Genomic DNA, 18,222 nt, shown 5'->3' with positions numbered 1-18,222 from the left:
GTCGGCCAGCGCGGTACGGCCCCAGTGCGCGATCGAGGCGACCCGCACCCCCAACCGGTGCACGGTGGGCAGCAACTCCACGCTCGCATCCAGGCCCGGCGCGCTCTCCAGCGCCAGCACCAGGGCGATCAGCCCCTCGCCGAGCGCCGCGTCGATCTGCGCTCCGTCGGTGCACAGCCGCACCGCATCGGCGTTGCCCTCGGCCAAGGTGTGCGCACACTCGATCATGCGCAGCGTCTGCCGGAGCGCCCCCTCGGGCCGATACTGATCGTCGATGAAGACCGGCAGCACCTGCAGATTCACCCCGCCCTCACGCAGCTGGGGCAGCCACCGCTCACGGAAGAACGACGCCCACCGCTCCGGAGGCCTGGCGGTAACCGCCATCAGCAGATCGTTATGAGTGTCTGCGACGACGGCGCGGTGGTGAAGATCAACGGGCACGTGCCATCCCTCCGATGGATGTTTACCGCGACGGTATGACAGGCCGGGGGTGGGGGAATTCGTCCGGTTTTCCTAAGAGGAGGGAGATGTTCGTCCATTCGGCCAAGAGCGCTTGATCGGCTCGCCGGCCGCCGCGATCGTCAGGGCGCGAAGGCACCCGGGAACGCGAGAGGCGGGAGCGGAAGGCGGAGGAGCAGGAAAGATACGACGAGCGCCTCGCCCCCGTCTCCTGATCAAGTCGGCGTTGTTGGCGCGGTGAGTGTCCTTCGGCGGACGCGGGCGGATTACGTCATAACCGTCCACGGCCAATCGTTGTGATGTGACGGCCCGCCGGCATTCTCTCTCGGAGAGGACGGAGTCGTCCGCGTCGGCCTATCCAATGTCTCATTCGCGCGGGAGAGATGGGGCCTCCGACGCGCTGATTCTCGTCATGATGGACGGGATCGAGGATGGGCTTCGGCGGTCGCTTTCGATATGACGGCTCCATTAAAGGCGGCGCCGAATCTGCCGCAATGAATGCCGGTGGCGAGGCCTGCCGTGAGAGGTGTCGGCCGACATGGTGTGTTCTTCCAGGAGAGGTTCTAGTCGGTATGGTATGCGACCGGAAAGGCCTGTTTCGGGATGTGCGAGAAGAACGGCGGGGCTCGATGCGGTGGCCGGATCGTGGCGGAAACGGTCGGGCAGGAGAGAACAGTCGTGGTGGAACGGGTCGGAGAGGAAAGTATTTTCCGCCCGGACGTCACGCGGACCTTCGAGTCGTCCATCCCTTTCGAGGCGTGTGACACGTTCCAGGATCTCGTTCGGCTCGCGATGGAACGTGCCGACATCTCACCGATCTACCATCGGTAACCGTATGGTCGCGGAGAACGCTCCGTGGAGCGCCGGAGGCCGCCGATCGACCGGCGGGCCGAGCCGGAGCGCCGCGTCGGCACCGCCCGGCCGCTCCGGCGCCGCCGTCCCGCCATGCGCCCGCCGAACCTCACGCCGGAAGCCCGCCGGAGAGGTTACCGCGAGCGGGGGAAAAGCCACGCATCATGCCATCATGGTTGTAGCGCTGAAAAGCGTCCGTATGGCGGAATTCGACCCGCAGTTCGCTGCGTAAGCCTGTACTTTTTTATCGGAAAGTTCTCTGGATTTTCCTGAGAAGGCAGAGCCTTTCTGGAGGGCTGATCGTTTTGGGCAGATGGGTCACCGTCGGCGGGCGTTACGAGCTGGATCCTCTGTCTCGCCGCTCCGGTGGAATGGGGGAGGTCTGGTTCGGCTACGACAAACGCCTGGACCGGCAGGTCGCCGTCAAATTCATCAAAGTCAGCAGGTTTCCCGACGGTCGGCCGGATGAGGAACTGGCCAGACGTTTTGTTCGTGAGTCGCGGATCACGGCCCGGCTGGAGCACCCCGGAGTGCCCACGATCTATGACTGCGGATCGCACGGCGACGACCTCTATCTGGTCATGCAGCTCGTCAACGGCTGTTCCATCTCCTCGCTTCTGGACGAGACCGAGGTTCCCATCGCCTGGGCCGTGTCGATCGCCGCTCAGGTGTGTTCGGTCCTGGCCGTGGCCCACGCCAACTCGCTGGTGCACCGGGACCTCAAGCCCGCCAACCTGATGCTCTGCCCCGACGGCACGGTGAAGGTCCTCGACTTCGGCATCGCCGCCACGCTCGTCTCCCCGAATGCGACGAGACTCACAAGAACGGGCGAGGTGCTCGGCACACCGGCGTACATGCCGCCCGAACAGGCCATGAGCGGGGCCGCCTGTCCGCAGAGCGACCTCTACTCCCTCGGCGTGATCCTGGACGAGATGCTCGCCGGAGAGAACCAGTTCGCCGCTCCCACGGCCCTGGCCGCGATGCGCAACCACACCGACATCCCGCCCCGGCCGCTGCGCACCAGAAGACGGGACGTGCCCGAGGGGCTGGAGCGGCTCGTCCTGTGGCTGCTCGCCAAAACGCCGGAGAAGCGGGTGCCCAGCGCGGACGTCGCCTACGAACGGTTGCTGGAGTTCTGCCACGACCTGCCGCCCTTCCCCGGTTACGTGAACCTGGACACGCCCCATCCGGTGCGCATGTACGCCACCGTCGTCGGACGCATCACCCCTCCGGCGGAGAGCCGCAACCGGCGGCCGACCGACCCGGTGCGACCGGCGCGGATCAGGCACGCCGGAGGAACGGCGCAGATCGGGCTTCATGACATCGAGCACGCCCGCAAGGACGCCGAGGCGCTCAAGGCGGAATCCCGTTTCAGCCAGGCGGCGGACGTGCTGGCGGAGATGGTCGGTCCCGCCGCCGGCGCGTTCGGCTCGATGAGCTCCAGCGTGGTCAACCTGCGCATCGATCTCGCCGAAGTCCTCTTCCTCGGCGGGGACTACCGCCGGGCGGCACCCGAGTTCCACCGGCTGGCGGCCGACGTCGCCAAGATAGAGGGGCCGGGCAACAATCTCGCGTTGCGATGCCGGTTGATGGCGGCGAACTGCCACGCGGCGGTGGGGGAGACGAGCGTCGCCCTGACCCAGCTCCACCGGCTTCTGACCGACGAGCAGCGATTCGGCGCCGACGAGGAACGGGTCCTTGAGCTCCGCTGCCAGATCGGGCTGCTGGAATTCGGCTCGGGAAACAGGGCACAGGCGAAACGCACCCTGGGCGGCCTGCTGTCGGACCTCGAGCGGAGGTACGGCCAGCACCACCCGGACGTCGGCAAGGTCCGGGAGATCCTCGAAAATCTCGACAACCGATGACACGGGCGACCTCGTCGCCGATCGCTGTCCGGTGGGACGCGCTCTACGGACCGGCGGCCGGTCCGACCTCCGGGGAGACGGGGGCCGAGCGTGTGACGGTCTCGTGGATGTCGGAGTCGGCCATCCGGGAGCGGCTGGGGAAGACCGATATGCCGGGCCGGCCGTTCAGAGATAGCGGGGGAAGGCCGATATGCCGGGGTCGGTCAGTTCGTGCGGGTATTGGGGAGATGGTCGCCGAGGTAGCCGATCCAGATCTTGCCGGTGGCGCCGCCGGAGTCGTCGTGGAAGTACATCCGCGGCGCGGGATATCCGATGGGCCTGAGCTTGATGTGGGCTTCCATGAGGACCTGCCCGAGCGGGTTCACCTCGGGCGGGACGGCGAAGGTGCGGGGGGCGCTGAACTTGTGCCGGCTGGCCACGGTCTTCGACTCCCGCATGGACAGCATTCCGGTCGGGATGGTGAAACGGCCGGGGGAGCCGTGGGCGCACCAGTCGTAGAAGCCGCCCGCGAACTCCCCGCGTGACCGTGCCTTCGCGAAGTCGTCCAGGGCACGGAGGGCGTCCCACGCCTTGGCCGCCCACGTACGGCACTGGGCGGGATGGTCCAGGTCCAGCCGGGCGGCGACGCCGTCGGTGTCGCCGACGACGATGTGGTGCAGGTTCTCGCGGGCTTCGAGCAGGGCCTCGGTCAGGTTGGCCGGTTCGAACACGGGCTGCTCCCCGGTCACGCCGTACACCGGCTGGCCCGCCTCGGCGAGCGTGCGCTCCAGCCAGCGGACCCGTTCGGAGAGCTTCCTGGTACTCGTGACGGCCTCGGCGTACTCCTCCTGGAGTAATCGGTGCTCATCGCGGAGACTCTCGACCTCGGTGGCCAGCCGGTCGCTCTCGTCCTCGGCCTGCACAAGCAGCTCGTCGCGGCGCCGTTCGGTGACGACGTCACGCAGGCCGGAGAGATGCGCGCCGAGCATCCGGATCTCGCGGAGCAACCTACCCGAGTCGCCGCCGGTGGTCCCGGATGACGTGGCGAGACCCAGCGCCGTCTCCAGCTCCCCGCGCAGTTCCCTGATCACCCTGTCCGCCACGGTCCGGGCGAGCTCCCCCAGGTCGGGCGCCGGTACGGCGGCCGGCGCGGATTTCACGGCGACGGCACCCTCACCGACGCCCGGCTCGGTTTCCGCGGTGGCGGCGCCGTTCGTGGCAGCCGTCTTGGTTCCTACGGTGGCGGCGCCGTTCGCGGCAGCCGCCTCGGTTCGTACGGAGACGGCTCCGTTCGCGGCAGCCGGCCCGGCCTCCGCGGTGATGACACCGTTCGGGGCAGCCGCCACGGCGGTGGCTCCGTTCGCGGCAGCCGCCTCGGTTTCTACGGCGGTGGCTCCGTTCGCGGCAGCCGGTTCGGCCTTTACGGTGGCGGCGCCGTTCGCGACAGCCGCCTCGGCCTCAACGCCGACGGCTCCCTTCGTGACAATCGGCTTCTCGATGACGGCCCCGATGCCGGAGGGCGCCGGGCGCTGGATCATGGCTGCCATCCGCAGCCGCAGCTCCTCGCGGGTGAGAGCGGACTTCGCGGGCCGGGGTGCGACGGCCGTGGCGATCTCGCTCGACTCGGCCCGTCCGGCGAGTACGCGGTAGACGATACGGAGTGTCTGCTGGACGTCGTCGGGAAGCTTGCGACGGGCGGTCTCACCGATCACTCCGTCGACGACCCGGTTGAGGGCGGCGATGCCCTGGTCGCGGATCATGGCGCCGCCCATGGGCGGGTGCCGGTAGGGATAGCGTTCGTCGGCGGGGTCGAAGGGGGTGACGTAGGTGCGGATACCGCCGCCGAACACGCCCAGGTCGCTGCCCATCGCCTTGTTGAACCGGTCCTGGGCGCGCTGGTCGGTCAGCTGCACCACCAGGCTCACACCGGCGACGGCACCGGCCAGGTAGTCGGCACGGGCGCGACCCGCCCCGGGGTTCTGAGGGTCCACGGAGACGACCACGATCGGAACCCTCCGGCGGGGCTCGGTCATCGTGTGGACGAACCGCTGCACGTCGTCCTCGTCGAGGGCCATCGGGCCGTCCTCGACATGGACACCGCCGTCGGTGATCCGCGCGGTGCGCAGGTAGGCCGGGAGGAAACCGGGCGCGTTCGCCGCCGCCTCCCCCTCCCCGTGCCGGTCCACGGTGACGACAACCCACCCGGTCATGCCCGGCACCGATTCGGCATAGGTCACGCGGGTGCACAGGTGCCCCTCCCCGCGCGGCTCCTCCAGCGTGTAGCGTCCGCAGTCGCCATGCCCCTCCATCGTGAGCCGGGCCCCGTCGACCTCGGCCTCGACCCTCGGCCCCCCGGCGTCCGCGGGCGGAAACCCCTTCCCCGCGATCCAGTCCGAGAAGGTACGGCACAGCGGGATCGAGATCGGAACGGACGGGTCGCGCAGTACCGCCTGATACAACCGGGTCACATTCGACGCCATAGCGAAGGCACCTCATACGTCGTCAACATGGGGGGTGTACGGCTTACATCCGGATACGTCATCAGCATGGGGATCTACGGCTCACATCAACACGGGGATGTACGGCTCACGCCCCGGCGAGCGGGCGTGGGCCGTACGCGATTGGATGTCAGCGACGCCCGGCGGGTTCCCGTATGCGCACACAGCGTGTCATGGACGTCTGCCCGGCACGGGTTGATTGCGTTACCTCAGGCCCGAATCAGGTGCATCGGGTGTTTCCGTCACCGGCCGGGGCCCCCGGATCGATGGTCCGGCGGCGCGGTCAGTACCCCGCGGTGGGGTCGATCGTCCCTTCCAGCGGCAGGCCCGCTCGCAGGTTGCGCACGTTCCGTTCGACCCGCTCGCAGAGCATCCGCAGGACGTATTCGGCGGAGTCCGCGCAGTGCGAGGTGATGAGGACGCGGGGGTCGGCCCAGAGCGGATGCCCGTCGGGGAGCGGCTCGGGATCCGTCACGTCCAGGCCGGCGGCGGAGATCGCCCCCGTGCGGAGGGCTTCGACGAGTGCGTCGGTCTGGATGTGCGCGCCCCGTGCGACGTTGACGACGACGGCCTGCGGCGGGAGCAGCGCCAGCTCGGCGGCACCGATGACGTGCCTCGTCTCCGGAGTCAGGGCGAGGGCCAGCACCAGGATGTCGGTCTCGGGAAGTACGGCGTGCAGAGCCGTGGGCGGTAGCGTCTCCTCGGTACCCTCGATCTTCTCCGGCCGGCGACGGACCACCCGGATCCGGCAGCCGAAAGGCCGCAGGAGCTGGACGAGCTCCGAGGCGATGCCGCCGCCCCCGAGGATCGTGACCCGTCGGCCGTGCAGGGACCGGGGATCCACCGGGCTCCAGCGGGGCGTCCGTGCCTGCCGTACGACGCTGCGGAGACTCGCCAGTATCAGCATGAGCGCGTGCTCGCTGACCTGCCCGGCGAACGACCCCTTGGCGCAGGTGAAGACCACCGGGCGGTGGAAGAGGCCGGACGTCGCGAACTTCTCCACTCCCGCCCAGGGGAACTGCACCCACTCGATTCCGGGGTGGCCGTCCAGGGTCTGCCGGAGCTGCTCCGGCTCGCCGGGGATGAGCCAGACGAGGCCGTTGGCCTCGGCCAGGGGGACGTTGGCACCGCCGCCCCCGGACACGGCCTCCTCGATCTTGGAGGCTAGGTGGTCGAAGTCGGGGGAGTTGGCGCGGCCGTAAGCCTTTCGTGCTTCCGCGGACGGGGCTATCGCGATGCGGGCTTCCATGAGCGACATTCTGCCGTGGCCCGCCGGCCGGGCTCTGACCAGGGTGTACGGCCATCGCCCGTGATCGCAGCGGGCCGGAACCTCGCTGCGCGCCGCAGAGGTGAGAATCTCGGCGGGCGCCACGAACACCGTGATGCGGCGGTCGCTGTACGACCAGATCATCGAGGTCGACGTCTTCCCCGCCGAGGTCGAAGTATCGATCGAAAGGGTGCTTCACCTGGTTTTCGGTGCTTTCAAGCTATCCCCAAGTGATCTACAAGTGCACCTTTCTAGCTTTGTTCTCAGCACCGGACGAGCACGCACGTGGCTGTGGATCCGGTGAGACCGATTCCCCGCCGTGAGGCGAGGAACCCAGTAGACGCCGCCGCAGGGCGGCGGGGGGAAAGGAAGCATCATGTCCGAAATCAAGATCGACGACATCGCCCCGTTCGGCAGCGAGCTGAACGAGAACGACCTGCGTCTGGTCAGCGGTGGCATGCGGCCCGACAAGAGCAAGTCCAGCCTGGTCATCGACGGCATCGACGCCTCCGGCGACGGCACCACCGGGACCGACGCCGACTTCTGACCGGCCTGATCCGAGATGAACCGCGCGGGGCACGCTTCAGAGGAGCTGCCCCGCGCGTTCCAAGTGGGGAGAAGCGCGAACATGTCAGGTGAGATCTTGGTGCTCACTCGGCCCGATGACACCCATGCTCTCCACGTGGGCGAGCTGCTCACCCAGCGTGGCGCGGACGTGGTGTTCTTCGACCCGGAGGACTATCCGGCGAAGGCCGTCATCGATGTCTCCTACGAGCCGTCGGGCCGGGTGCGGCGGACGTTGCGGACGCACTCGCACCGTGTCGACCTGGACGGTTTGACGGCGGTGTGGACCCGCCGGCCTCAGTCTCCCGTATGCCATCCGAAGGTCGCCGAGCTGGTGGCGCGGGCTCATCTGGAAAGGGAGCTGGCGGTGTTCACCGGCGACCTGTGGGACCAGCTCGACTGCCGGATGGTGCCGGGGTCGCGCGAGGTCATCAAGGTCGCCGGGCGCAAGCCTTCCCAGCTCGCCCTCGCGGGCAGGCTCGGCTTCGAGCTTCCTCCCACCCTGATCAGTAATGATCCGGATGAGTTTCTCGACTTTTACAGCCGCCACGACGGCAGGATCATCACCAAACCGCTCCATATGCCCTGGGCGCCCAGGGACGGCGGAGAGAGCGTCAGCCGGCTGTCGGAACTGGTCTCTCCGCGTGACATCGGCTATGCCGACGCCATCCGGTTCGCTCCCATCATCATCCAGGCATACGTCCCCAAACGGGTGGAGCTGCGGGTGACGGTCGTCGGGGACCGGGTGTTCGCCGCGGAGATCCACTCCCAGGAGAGCAACCACACCAGGTTCGACTGGCGCCGTTACGACGCGGCCATGACGCGGCATGCCGTACACGAGCTCCCGCCCGAGACGGCCGAGCGGTGCGTGCACCTGGTCCGGCGGCTGGGCCTGGTGTACGGGGCCATCGATCTGATCCTGACGCCCGATGGTCGCTACGTCTTCCTTGAGATCAACCCGAACGGTCAGTGGCTGTGGATCGAGGAGACCACCGGCCTTCCGATCAGCGAGGCGCTCTGCGACGTGCTGTACGGCGGCGCCTCAATCCCGAAGGAGGTCCATGATGCTGGATCGCGCGCGTGAGTTCCTGCGGAGCATCCAGGGGCTCGAACCCGGCCGGGCCCGCGAGGCGCTCGGCGAGCTGAGGGAACGGTATCCCGAAGCTGTCTTCCGGCTGCTCTGGCAGCGGGAGGAGTATGACGGCTCCCTTCACTACGATCTTCTGATCAAGGAGTCGGAGCACGGGACCGTGTCGCTGTCCTGGTGCCCCGATCGGGCACTGCCGTGGCCGCTGCGGGGCGTGCACCGGGCGAGCGAGTTGCTCCTGCTCCGCGTGAACGGCGTGGACATGCAGATCCCCGACGCCATCGCCCAGCTGGACTTCCTCTGGGACGAGGCCCGCCTCACCGACAGGCTGGTCACCGCCTGCCTTCTGCAGGAGGAACTCTACGAGTCGCCCATCGCCTTTTCCGAGGCCGAACTGCAGGAGGCCGTGGACGCGTTCCGCAGGGCACGGGGCCTGGTCACGGCGCAGGTCACCCGCGAATGGATGGAACTGCACAGTCTGTCCGTCCGGGACCTGGAAGAACTCGTGGCCGGTGAGGCCGCCGTGGCGCGGCTGCGCGATCGGGTGACCGCCGGGCAGGTGGAGTCGTACTTCGCAGAGCACCGTGGCGAATTCGACCGCGTCCGGGTCGCCCGGCTTGTTTACTCCGACCAGACCCATGCCCGCCGTGCGGCGGAGCAGGTGCTGGACGGCGCCGACTTCTACGCCGTGGCGGAACGAGAGTTCCTGACCGGCAGGGCCTCCGGTGACCTGTTCGGGGATCTCCCAGCCGATGAGCTGGGCCAGGGCGAAAAGGGCGTGGTGGAGGCCGGCGACGTGCTCGGGCCCATCCCGCTGGGGGACGAGTTCGCGGTGCTCAAGGTGCTGTCGGTGGAAACGGCCGCGCTGGACGATCGGACACGGCAACGTGTCGGGAGGGTCCTGTTCGACGAGTGGATCGCGGAGCGGCGGAAGTCCGCCAAGATCGAATGGTTCTGGGGCAACACCGCTCGGACTGACTCACTGTGACGAAGGGCATCTTTCGCGAGGAGGCGCTCAGACGCCACGCGGGGCGGGAGAGGCGCGTCACCCGCCCGATCAAGATCGGAGGCTGGTGGCTCGCCCTGCTGTGGGCGGCCGTGGTACTGCTCATCCTCACCACGGCCGGCCTGGTCCTGCTCGCGGCCTCCCAGATCCCCGGGGCGACCTCGTGAGGGGCCTGCGGACGGGCAGGCGCGTTCCCGTCATCCAGCAGAACGGCATCACCGAGTGCGGTGCCGCCTGCCTGGCGATGGTGCTGGCCTACCACGGTCGTCGAACGTCACAACATGAGATCACCGAACGGCTTCAGGTCGGCCGTGACGGGCTCAGCGCGCTCGCCATCGTGGCGGGCGCGCTGGAGTACAAGCTGAAGGCCAAGGCCTTCTCGCTCGACCCGGAGGATCTCGCCCGCGTCCCCATGCCCGCGATCGTCCACTGGCAGTTCGACCATTTCATCGTGGTCGAGCGATGGGGGGCCGACAGGGTCGACGTGGTCGACCCGGCGCACGGCCGGCGCCGCCTGACGGCCGAGGAGTTCAACGAGGGGTTCACCGGAGTCCTGCTGGCCTTCGAGCCGGGCCCCCGGTTCAGCCGGGGCCGGTCCAGTGCGGCGAGCGCCTGGCGCCGCCAGTTCATCCGCACACTCCTGTCGCGCAGACGCGGTCTGCTCGCCCAGGTCGTGGCGGCCTCCCTGATCCTGCAACTTCTCGGGCTCGCCCTGCCGACACTGTCCGAGGTGCTGGTCGACCGGGTGCTGCCGGTCGGAGCCGGCGGAATACCGGCCCAGGCGACCGGGCTGCCGGCCGTTCTGGGAGCGGGGCTCCTGCTGGCCACGGTGACGCAGTTCGCGGTCGGCTACCTGCGCTCGGTTCTGTTGCTCGCCATCAGAGGGGGAGCGGACGCCGAGCTGACCCGGGGCGTGGTGTCACACCTCATCGCCCTCCCCTACCGTTATTTCGCGCTGCGCGGCACGGGCGACCTGGTCACCAGGGCGAACAGCGTCGGGGTGCTGCGCGACATGCTCACCGGCCAGATCCTCTCGGCGTTGCTCGACGGACCGCTCGCCATCGGGTACCTCATCCTGGTCTTCGTCCGAGACCCTCTGTTCGGCGCTTGCCTGGTCGCGCTGGCCGCAGCGCAGATCGCCCTGCTGCTGATCACGGCACGCCGGATGAGACACCTGACCCAGCAGGAGCTCGTCGCGTTCGCCGCCACCCAGAGCCGGCTCATGCAGGCGATCGACGGTATCGAGACCCTGAAGGCGTCCGGAGCCGAAGAGCGTGCGGTCGAGCAGTGGTCACATCACTTCTCCGAGCAGCTCAACGCGGATATCCGCAGCGGGCTCACTCAGGGGCTGCTGGATTCGGCGCTGGGGGCCATCAGAGTGCTCGCACCGCTGGGTCTGATGTGGGTGGGAACCTGGCGGGTGCTCGACGGCGAGCTCACCCTCGGCGCGCTGGTCGCATTGAACGCGATGGCCGTGGCCGCGCTCACGCCGATCTCGTCGCTGATGGCCAGTCTGCAGAGCCTGCAGCTGGCGGGCGCCCATTTCGAGCGGCTGTCCGACATTCTCACCTCCGAGCCCGAACCCTCGGGAGGCATCGAGGTGCTCCGCGTGCGCGGCGCGGTGGAGATGCGCAACGTCAGCTACCGCTACGATCCGCGTGCCCCGTGGACGCTGCGGGACGTATCTCTCACCATCGCCCCGGGGCAGAAGGTCGCCCTGGTGGGGCCATCGGGCTCGGGCAAGAGCACATTGGCCAGGCTGCTGCTCGCACTGCACACCCCCACCACCGGAGAGATCCGGTACGACGGGGTGCCGCTGAAGGAGCTCAATCTGCGCACGCTGCGCCGCCAGTTCGGAGTGGTCACCCAGGAGCCGTCGCTGTTCACCGGTTCCATCAGGGAGAACATCGCGCTCAACGATCCCGGCGCCTCCATGGACAGGATCGTACGGGCAGCGCGGATGGCCGACATCCACGACGAGATCGAGACCATGCCGATGGGGTACGAGACCATGCTCACCGAGGGCAACGGTCTCTCGGGCGGCCAGCGGCAGCGCCTGGCGCTGGCCCGCGCGCTGCTCTCCCGGCCGAAGATCCTCCTGCTCGACGAGGCCACCAGCAACCTCGACAGCGAGAGCGAGGCGGCGATCGAGAGTCACCTCGCCCATCTCACGCAGACCAGGATCCTCATCGCCCACCGGCTGAGCACGATCCGGGACGCGAACCTCATCCTGGTGGTCGACGGTGGCCACATCGTCGAGCGCGGCACCCACGAACAGCTCCTGGCCCTCGGCGGCCGTTACGCCGCTCTGGTGGCCGCCCAGACCGTCGGCGCCGCCTCGTGAGCGCGGTCCCCACGACCGTGGTCGTGGGTGAGACGTTACTCTCCCAGGCCGGCGCGACGGGCGCGGACCACGGCCTGGGCGCGGTCGGCCACCTGCAGCTTCGCGAATATCGAGGTGAGGTGATTCTTGACGGTCTTCTGGCTGAGAAAGAGCTGCCGGGCGATCTCGGCGTTGCTCTTTCCCGAGGCGAGCAGGTCGAGAATCTCCCGCTCCCGCTGGGTCAGCTCCGGGAAGGGACCGCTCTCCGGGCCCGTGGTGAGGAACCGCCGGATGCGGCGGGCAACCGCCGGGCCGTACACCGCCAGCCGTACCCCGTGTTCGGGGACGCCGCCGATGACGGAGACGGGCGTGCCGTCGGCGGCGAGCACGGCGACCGAGGGGAGCCGGAGCGTGTGCGCCACGGTCTCCGCGGCGCCGTCGAGGAGCCGCGTCGGGTCAGCCGAGGCAGAACAACCAGCCGAGCGGGTTGCGCGTGACGATGACGGGACCACAGGTTCAGGAGATCGGGACCGCCGGGCGGATGTACTGCCGTCATGCGTACAACGACATCTCCCCCGAGGGACCGTGACCTGACCCGGCGGCAGCTCACGGTCTTCGCGCTGGTGCTGCCCGCGCTCGTGCTCCCCTCTCTCGCCTTCGCCGTGTCCCAGGGACTCGATCTGAACCGGCTCGATCAGGCGCCGATCGCCGCGCAGATCGCCGTTTTCAGCGGGGCCCTCATGCCGGGCATCGCCGGCTTGGTCGCCTGGCCGGCCGGCGGGCGCGGCCTGCGCGGCTTCGACTGGGGCTTTCGCCGGGCCCCCCGGAAGACCATCGGCCTGGCCTGGGCGATCCCCGTACTGGGTGTCGGGCTGGGGTACGGCGTGGCCTGGCTGATCGGTGCCGCGCGCTTCGATTCCGGCAACCTGACCGAGACCACCGGACTCCATCCCGCCCTGGGCGTCCTGCTCGGCCTCCTCCCCGGCATCGTGCCCTACATGCTGCTGTCGTTCGGTGAACAGATCGGCTGGAACTCCCTGCTGGCCGTCCGGCTGTCGGCGACCAGAAGCGCCGACGTCGGCCTTCTCCGCGCTCGTTGTGCTCGCCACCCGGCCCCTGCGGAGGAGATGGCGGTGGAGTTCCGCCCCCGTGCCGGAGGCACTGACTTTGCTGGACGAGGCATTACGGTGCGTCAGTTTATGAGCATTGGCGTCCATCTCTGAGATGACGTGTAATGCTTTATATCTATATGTGGATATAAAGAAGCTTGGGATGCGGCGCGTCAGCGGCGCCCGTTCAAACTCAACCTTGTCAGGGCCGGCGGGAGCCGCGGAACCGGGGGCGATGTGGCGCTGCGTGTCAACGTGCTGGGGCCGGTGTCTGCCGAGGTCGACGGGGTCGAGGCCGCGCTCGGCGGGCCGAGGCAGCGCGCGGTGCTGGCCGTACTGGTGGCCGCCAGGGGGCAGGTGGTGTCCGCCGAACGGATCGTCACGGCCTTGTGGGGCGACGACACACCGTCGATGACGACACTGCACTCCTACATCGCCAGACTGCGCCAAGCCCTGGAACCGGGAAGGGCCGCCAAGGCGCAATCCGATGTTCTGCCGCGAGAGGGCGTCGGGTACGCGCTGCGGGTGGACCTCGACGAGGTGGACGCCGAGCGGTTCGCGCGGCTGTCCGGCGAGGGTGAGCAGCTGGTACAGGACGATCCCGCGGCGGCGGTGACAGTGCTGGCCGAGGCCCTGGAACTGTGGCGGGGTCAGCCGTACGCGGATTTCGCCGACGCCCCCTTCGCGGCCCCCGAGGTCGCCCGGCTGGAAGGATTGCGCCTGGCGACCCAGGAGAACCTGTTCGCGGCGCGGCTCGCACTGGGCCGGCACGCCGCCGTGGTGGGAGACCTGGAAAAGCACACGGCCGAACATCCGATGAGCGAACGGGGCTGGGAGCTGCTCGTGCTCGCGCTGTACCGCGCGGGACGACAGGGCGACGCGCTCGCGGCGCTGCGGTCCGCGAGGAAGGTGCTCGCGGAGGAGCTGGGCATCGACCCAGGCCTGGCGCTGCGCGAGTTGGAGGCCGCCGTGCTGTCCCAGGACGGGGGCCTGCTCCCGCAGCCCGCGCCGCGCATCGGCGCGGTCAGAAACCTGCCGTTCCCTGTGACCAGACTGGTCGGCCGTGCCACCGAGCTCCTGCAGGTGACCGCGCTGCTGGCCGACCATCGGCTGGTCACGCTCACCGGGCCGGGCGGGATCGGCAAGACCCGGCTGGCGCTGGAGGCCGCCCGCGCATGCCGGGACATCGGCGAACCATGGCTGGTCGAGCTGGCCGGTCTCACGGAGCCTGCGCTGCTGGCCGGGACGATCGCACAGGCCTTGGGCATCTCCGGCGCGTCCACCACGAGGCGAGTCACCGAGGCACTGCGCGATCGCCGGCTGCTGCTGGTGCTGGACAACTGCGAGCACCTGGTGGACGCCGTCCACGAAACGGTCACCGAGCTGCTGGCGCACACCATCGAACTGCGCGTCCTCGCCACCAGCAGGGAAACCCTCGGGGCCATCGGTGAGGCGGTGTACGAGGTGCCGCCGCTTTCCGCCATGCAGGCCACGGAGCTGTTCGTGAGCCGTGCCACAGCCACCGTGCCGGGATGGAAACCGACGCCCCCCGAGCTGGAGACCACGGTGCGGCTGTGCGGCGAGCTGGACGGGTTGCCGCTGGCGATCGAGCTGGCCGCCGCGCAATGCCGGGTGTTGTCGGTCGACCAGATCCTCGCCGCGCTGGACGACCGCTTCGCGGTGCTGACCTCCGGGCCGGGGCCACAGCGGCACCGGACGTTGCTGCGCACGGTGGAATGGAGCCACCGGTTGCTAGAGCCGGAGGAGCGCAGGCTGTTCAACCGGCTCAGCGTGTTCGCCGCCGGCTTCGACCTGGACGCCGCGGCCGCGGTGTGCGACGGACCGGTGCTGGCCGGGTTGAGCGCGCTGGTGCGCAAGTCGCTGGTCACCGTGGAGGCCGGTACGGCACCGCGCCGCTACCGGTTGCTGGAGACGCTCAAGGACTTCGCCCGGACCCGGCAGGATCCGGTGGAGCTGGGCGGCACCCAGGCCGCGCACCGGGCCTGGGTACTGGCCCGCGCCGAGGCGGCCGAGGCCCGGCTGCGCGGCCACCAGGCGGTGCCCGCGATCGGGCTGCTCATCACCGATCAGCCCGAGCACCGGGCCGCGTTCACCACGGCCCTGCTGGCCGGCGACAGCGAGTACGCGCTGCGGCTGAGCGGGGCACTGTCATGGTTTTGGTACCGGCGCGGGCATGTCACCGAAGGGCTCGGCTGGCTGACCACGGCGATGGAGCTCACCCCGGACGCCCCGCCCGGACTGCAGGCCAGGGCACTGATCGGCATGGCCGGCCTGCACTATCTGGCCGGGAACCTCCCGGCCGCCCACCGGGCGGCCAAAGACGCCGCCGAGGCCGCCAGGACCGCGGGCAACCTGCAGTCCGAAGGGCAGGGCCTCACCTACCGGGCGCTGTTCGGCGGGCTCTGTGGCGCTCCCACGGCTGTCGCGGACGCGCGGGCCGCCCTGGACCTGTCGCGCCTGACCGGCTTGACCTGGCTGGAGGCCGAGGCCCTGATGGTGATCGGCATGCTCCTGCTGTTCGGCGGCGAGGTGGCCGAGGCCTGTGAGACCCTGACGGAGTCGATCACCGTCGCCACCCATTGCGGGCACCGCTTCGTCCAGGCGTCCTCCACCTGGCTGTTGGTGAAGACCGACCTGAAGCTGGGCCTGGCGGAACAGGCGCTGGCGGCGGGCGTGCCGATGCTGCGGCTGCTGGATGACGATGGCGACCTCACCTCCTGGCTGGTCATCGCGCATACACTGGCCGCGGCGCTCACCCAGACCGAGCGGCCGGAGGATGGCGCGCGGCTGCTCGGCGCGGTCCAGGCCATCGGCGCCCGGGTCGGTTTCTCGCCGCTGGAGATGGACCCGGCGGACGCGCCGCAACAGACCGAGCAGGTACGGCAGGCGCTGCCGCCCGAGGTGTTCGCCGACTGCCTGCGCCAGGGTGCAGCCCTGTCCCAGTCCCATGCGTACACCCTGCTGAACCGCCTGGTGTCCGGCCAGGTCCACCAGCACCGCGTCTAACCCGGAGCGAAGCCACCTGTCGCCGACCTTGCCCGGCCGGTCGGCCGAGACGGTGGCGGTGAAGGTGAACTGCATGGAGCGATCGTTCCGTGCCGCCGGCGCCAGGTCACGCGGCGGCGCGCTCGCGCTGGAAGGCGCGCACGCCGGCGACCGCGAGGGGGAGGTACAGCATGGCGAACGCGCCGCCCACCACGTACGTCAGGCTGGCCGGGATGAACATCATCCCGACGAAAGCGCCGAGATAGGCGGCGGTCAGCCACCAGCCGACGACGCCGGCCCGGGCAAGCCCGACGCACAACGAGAGCAGGCCCAGGAAGGCGAACATCTCGGTGCCGCTCCACAGGGGCATGAACGCCGAGGCGTCCACGGTATCGGAGATGCGCGCCGCGACGTCGATGGGGAGCTGCTGCCCGGTGACCATCCGCCACCAGTCGTCGCGCACGGCCCCGGACACGTTCAGCAGCCCGAGCGCGGTGGCCAGCGCGCCGAACAGCACCGGCCATCGGCCCTTGCGGCCGCGCACCAGCCCGGGCACGGCCAGCGCGCCGAGCGCGCCGACGATCAGGCCGTAGTGGAGCAGCATCGCCGACAGCTCGGTCAGGAAACTGTCGCGGGCCAGTGAGGTGATGTAGTCGACCGTCGAGTTGGAGTCCTGGGGCGGGCAGGTCATCATGCCGCCGAGTATCAGCAGGGGGCTGCCGATCAGGGCGGCACCGCCGGCGCGCCGCAGGAACCGGCCGGTTCGGTCGGCGTCCTCGGGGAGCATCTCCGCGGTCGCCGTGGCGCTGTGGGTAAGGGGGGTCATGTCGTACCTCCGTGTCGCATGTCATTGCGGGGATCGTTACGGGGAGAACTCTTCCGCCATGGCGCCCTGTGGCGAGTCAGCCGTTGCGCACCGTGATGGCTCCCCGCTTCGATGGACCGGATGCCGGGTGGGTCCGCTGTTCGGCGGACCCGGCAACCGGCGAGGGTCCGCCATCCGGCGGAGTCGGCCGAGGCCGCGCATGGTTACGATCGGTGGCCATGACGATGACCCGGCTGAGAGACGTCCGCCTCATTCCGCTGGTGTTCGGACCGCTGATCGGCTTCCTGGCCGTCCTGGAGACCCGGCTCGACGATTCCTTCGGAGCGAGCGCCACGGCCACGTGGATCTCAGGGGTCGCGCTGGGCTTCGGGGTGGTGGTCGCGGCCTGGTATCCGCTGGCCGGCACGGTCATCGCGGCTGTCTGCCTGCCCGTGGCCGTGGTCGCGTTCGGAGCGCCGGGGGTCGGCGGTGCGGCGATGATCGGGCTGATCGGGGTGGTGGCGTGGGTCGGCTGGCGTGAGCCGCCGCGGCATTCGGCCGTGGCGCTGTGCGCCGCGGGCGTGTCCTTCGCGGGCATGTCGATCGGGGCCGGCGGAACGTTGTGGGAGCTGTTCTTCGTCCCTGCGATCCTCCTGCCGGGCTGGTTCATGGGGCTGCTCGCGCGGCGCAGCGGCGAACGGGCGGTCAAGCTCGCCGAACTGGCCGCCGCCCTCGACGCCGAACGCGAGGCGAACGCCCAGGCCGCGGTGGCGCAGGAGCGCACGCGCATCGCCCGGGAGGTGCACGACGCGGTCGCGCACTCGGTCAGCGTGATGACCCTGCAACTGGGCGGCCTGCGCCGGCTGCTCGCCGACCGCCCGGCCGAGCAGGAGGTCGTGGCCGGGCTGGAACATCTCGGGCGGCAGACGGTGGAGGAGATGCGCGGGCTGGTCGGCATCCTGCGCGAGCGCGTCGACGGCGAACGGCCGTCGCCCGCTCCTTCGCTGGCCCGGGTCGACGAGCTGATCTCGGATGTCCGCGCCGCTGGTCTAGAGGTGACCCTGAATTCCCCGGCCGAGCTGCCGCGGCTGCCGCCGGTCTTGGACCTCACCGCTTACCGGGTGCTCCAGGAAGCCCTGACGAACGTGCTGAGGCACGCCGGCCAGGTGCCGACCATGGTCGCCATCGGCTACACCGAGCAGGCGCTCACCCTGGAGGTGCGCAACGAGCCGGGACGGCCGGCACACGAACCCGTCGGACAGACCGCCAGGCGTGGCGGCCACGGGCTGGTCGGTATGCGCGAACGGCTGACGATGGTGCGCGGGAGCCTGCACACCGGTCCCGAGCCGGGTGGCGGTTTCGCGGTCCGCGCCCGATTCCCCATCCCCCGCACATGGTAGGA

At 69.6% G+C, this 18,222-nt stretch carries 14 protein-coding genes; 9 read left to right on the top strand and 5 right to left on the bottom strand.

Annotation, left to right across the window (positions count from 1 at the left end; genetic code table 11):
* Positions 1 to 441: membrane dipeptidase (locus CHC08_RS43715; protein ID WP_179282564.1), on the bottom strand; the 441-nt coding region annotated here is incomplete at its 3' end.
* A 1,175-nt stretch (positions 442 to 1,616) separates the two neighbouring features.
* Between CHC08_RS43715 and CHC08_RS43710 the strand changes: the two genes are divergently transcribed.
* Positions 1,617 to 3,176, top strand: a complete 1,560-nt coding sequence (locus CHC08_RS43710) for a serine/threonine-protein kinase (protein ID WP_245878936.1) — start codon at positions 1,617 to 1,619, stop codon at positions 3,174 to 3,176.
* A 203-nt stretch (positions 3,177 to 3,379) separates the two neighbouring features.
* Here CHC08_RS43710 and CHC08_RS43705 read toward each other — a convergent pair whose 3' ends face one another.
* Complete coding sequence (locus CHC08_RS43705) at positions 3,380 to 5,635, bottom strand: hypothetical protein (RefSeq protein WP_089213280.1); 2,256 nt, start codon at positions 5,633 to 5,635, stop codon at positions 3,380 to 3,382.
* A gap of 301 nt (positions 5,636 to 5,936) precedes the next feature.
* A complete protein-coding gene (locus CHC08_RS43700) occupies positions 5,937 to 7,064 on the bottom strand; it encodes a D-isomer specific 2-hydroxyacid dehydrogenase family protein (protein WP_089213279.1) in 1,128 nt (375 codons plus the stop codon).
* A gap of 232 nt (positions 7,065 to 7,296) precedes the next feature.
* On the opposite strand from CHC08_RS43700, the gene CHC08_RS43695 reads away from it, so the two are divergent.
* The 5 genes from CHC08_RS43695 to CHC08_RS43675 all read left to right on the top strand — a co-directional run bounded on the left by CHC08_RS43695 (position 7,297) and on the right by CHC08_RS43675 (position 11,921).
* Positions 7,297 to 7,467, top strand: a complete 171-nt coding sequence (locus CHC08_RS43695; protein ID WP_089213278.1) for a putative ATP-grasp target RiPP — start codon at positions 7,297 to 7,299, stop codon at positions 7,465 to 7,467.
* Between the two features lie 81 nt (positions 7,468 to 7,548).
* The gene (locus CHC08_RS43690) at positions 7,549 to 8,568 is read left to right on the top strand and encodes an MvdC/MvdD family ATP grasp protein (RefSeq protein WP_089213277.1); all 1,020 of its coding nucleotides are present in this window, start codon (positions 7,549 to 7,551) and stop codon (positions 8,566 to 8,568) included.
* Positions 8,546 to 9,559, top strand: coding sequence for a TIGR04500 family putative peptide maturation system protein (locus CHC08_RS43685; protein WP_179282563.1), 1,014 nt, complete (start codon positions 8,546 to 8,548; stop codon positions 9,557 to 9,559). The genes CHC08_RS43690 and CHC08_RS43685 overlap by 23 nt, the downstream gene beginning before the upstream one ends.
* Entirely contained in the window at positions 9,556 to 9,744 is a 189-nt protein-coding gene (locus tag CHC08_RS43680) for a hypothetical protein (protein ID WP_089213275.1), read from the top strand. Before CHC08_RS43685 ends, CHC08_RS43680 begins: the two co-directional genes overlap by 4 nt.
* Positions 9,741 to 11,921: a peptidase domain-containing ABC transporter gene (locus tag CHC08_RS43675; protein ID WP_245878935.1), complete on the top strand. Its 2,181-nt coding sequence runs from the start codon at positions 9,741 to 9,743 to the stop codon at positions 11,919 to 11,921. Before CHC08_RS43680 ends, CHC08_RS43675 begins: the two co-directional genes overlap by 4 nt.
* A gap of 35 nt (positions 11,922 to 11,956) precedes the next feature.
* Here the strand turns inward: CHC08_RS43675 and CHC08_RS43670 are convergent, their stop codons facing one another.
* Positions 11,957 to 12,322 carry a helix-turn-helix domain-containing protein gene (locus CHC08_RS43670; RefSeq protein ID WP_420823613.1) on the bottom strand — a complete coding sequence of 122 codons (366 nt, stop codon included), beginning with the start codon at positions 12,320 to 12,322 and terminating at the stop codon, positions 11,957 to 11,959.
* A 132-nt stretch (positions 12,323 to 12,454) separates the two neighbouring features.
* Here CHC08_RS43670 and CHC08_RS43665 point away from each other — a divergent pair, with 132 nt between their 5' ends.
* Entirely contained in the window at positions 12,455 to 13,123 is a 669-nt protein-coding gene (locus CHC08_RS43665; RefSeq protein WP_089213274.1) for a hypothetical protein, read from the top strand.
* Between the two features lie 123 nt (positions 13,124 to 13,246).
* Entirely contained in the window at positions 13,247 to 16,036 is a 2,790-nt protein-coding gene (locus CHC08_RS43660) for an ATP-binding protein (RefSeq protein ID WP_089213273.1), read from the top strand.
* A 106-nt stretch (positions 16,037 to 16,142) separates the two neighbouring features.
* Here the strand turns inward: CHC08_RS43660 and CHC08_RS43655 are convergent, their stop codons facing one another.
* The gene (locus tag CHC08_RS43655) at positions 16,143 to 16,841 is read right to left on the bottom strand and encodes a hypothetical protein (protein WP_089213272.1); all 699 of its coding nucleotides are present in this window, start codon (positions 16,839 to 16,841) and stop codon (positions 16,143 to 16,145) included.
* A 218-nt stretch (positions 16,842 to 17,059) separates the two neighbouring features.
* On the opposite strand from CHC08_RS43655, the gene CHC08_RS43650 reads away from it, so the two are divergent.
* Positions 17,060 to 18,220, top strand: a complete 1,161-nt coding sequence (locus tag CHC08_RS43650) for a sensor histidine kinase (protein ID WP_179282562.1) — start codon at positions 17,060 to 17,062, stop codon at positions 18,218 to 18,220.
* Positions 18,221 to 18,222: the final 2 nt, after the last annotated feature.

This window comes from Streptosporangium subroseum (assembly GCF_900188345.1).
Classification (GTDB): domain Bacteria; phylum Actinomycetota; class Actinomycetes; order Streptosporangiales; family Streptosporangiaceae; genus Streptosporangium; species Streptosporangium subroseum.
The sequence above is the reverse complement of the archived record's forward strand: the minus strand, read 5'-3'. Positions and strand labels throughout refer to the sequence as shown.

Excerpts from the sequence above, each read along its gene's own strand:
- CHC08_RS43705 (WP_089213280.1), bottom strand. The coding sequence starts at position 5,635 with ATGGCGTCGAATGTGACCCGGTTGTATCAGGCGGTACTGCGCGACCCG.
- CHC08_RS43700 (WP_089213279.1), bottom strand. The coding sequence starts at position 7,064 with ATGATCTGGTCGTACAGCGACCGCCGCATCACGGTGTTCGTGGCGCCC.
- CHC08_RS43695 (WP_089213278.1), top strand. The coding sequence starts at position 7,297 with ATGTCCGAAATCAAGATCGACGACATCGCCCCGTTCGGCAGCGAGCTG.
- CHC08_RS43690 (WP_089213277.1), top strand. The coding sequence starts at position 7,549 with ATGTCAGGTGAGATCTTGGTGCTCACTCGGCCCGATGACACCCATGCT.
- CHC08_RS43685 (WP_179282563.1), top strand. The coding sequence starts at position 8,546 with ATGATGCTGGATCGCGCGCGTGAGTTCCTGCGGAGCATCCAGGGGCTC.
- CHC08_RS43665 (WP_089213274.1), top strand. The coding sequence starts at position 12,455 with ATGCGTACAACGACATCTCCCCCGAGGGACCGTGACCTGACCCGGCGG.
- CHC08_RS43655 (WP_089213272.1), bottom strand. The coding sequence starts at position 16,841 with ATGACCCCCCTTACCCACAGCGCCACGGCGACCGCGGAGATGCTCCCC.
- CHC08_RS43650 (WP_179282562.1), top strand. The coding sequence starts at position 17,060 with ATGACGATGACCCGGCTGAGAGACGTCCGCCTCATTCCGCTGGTGTTC.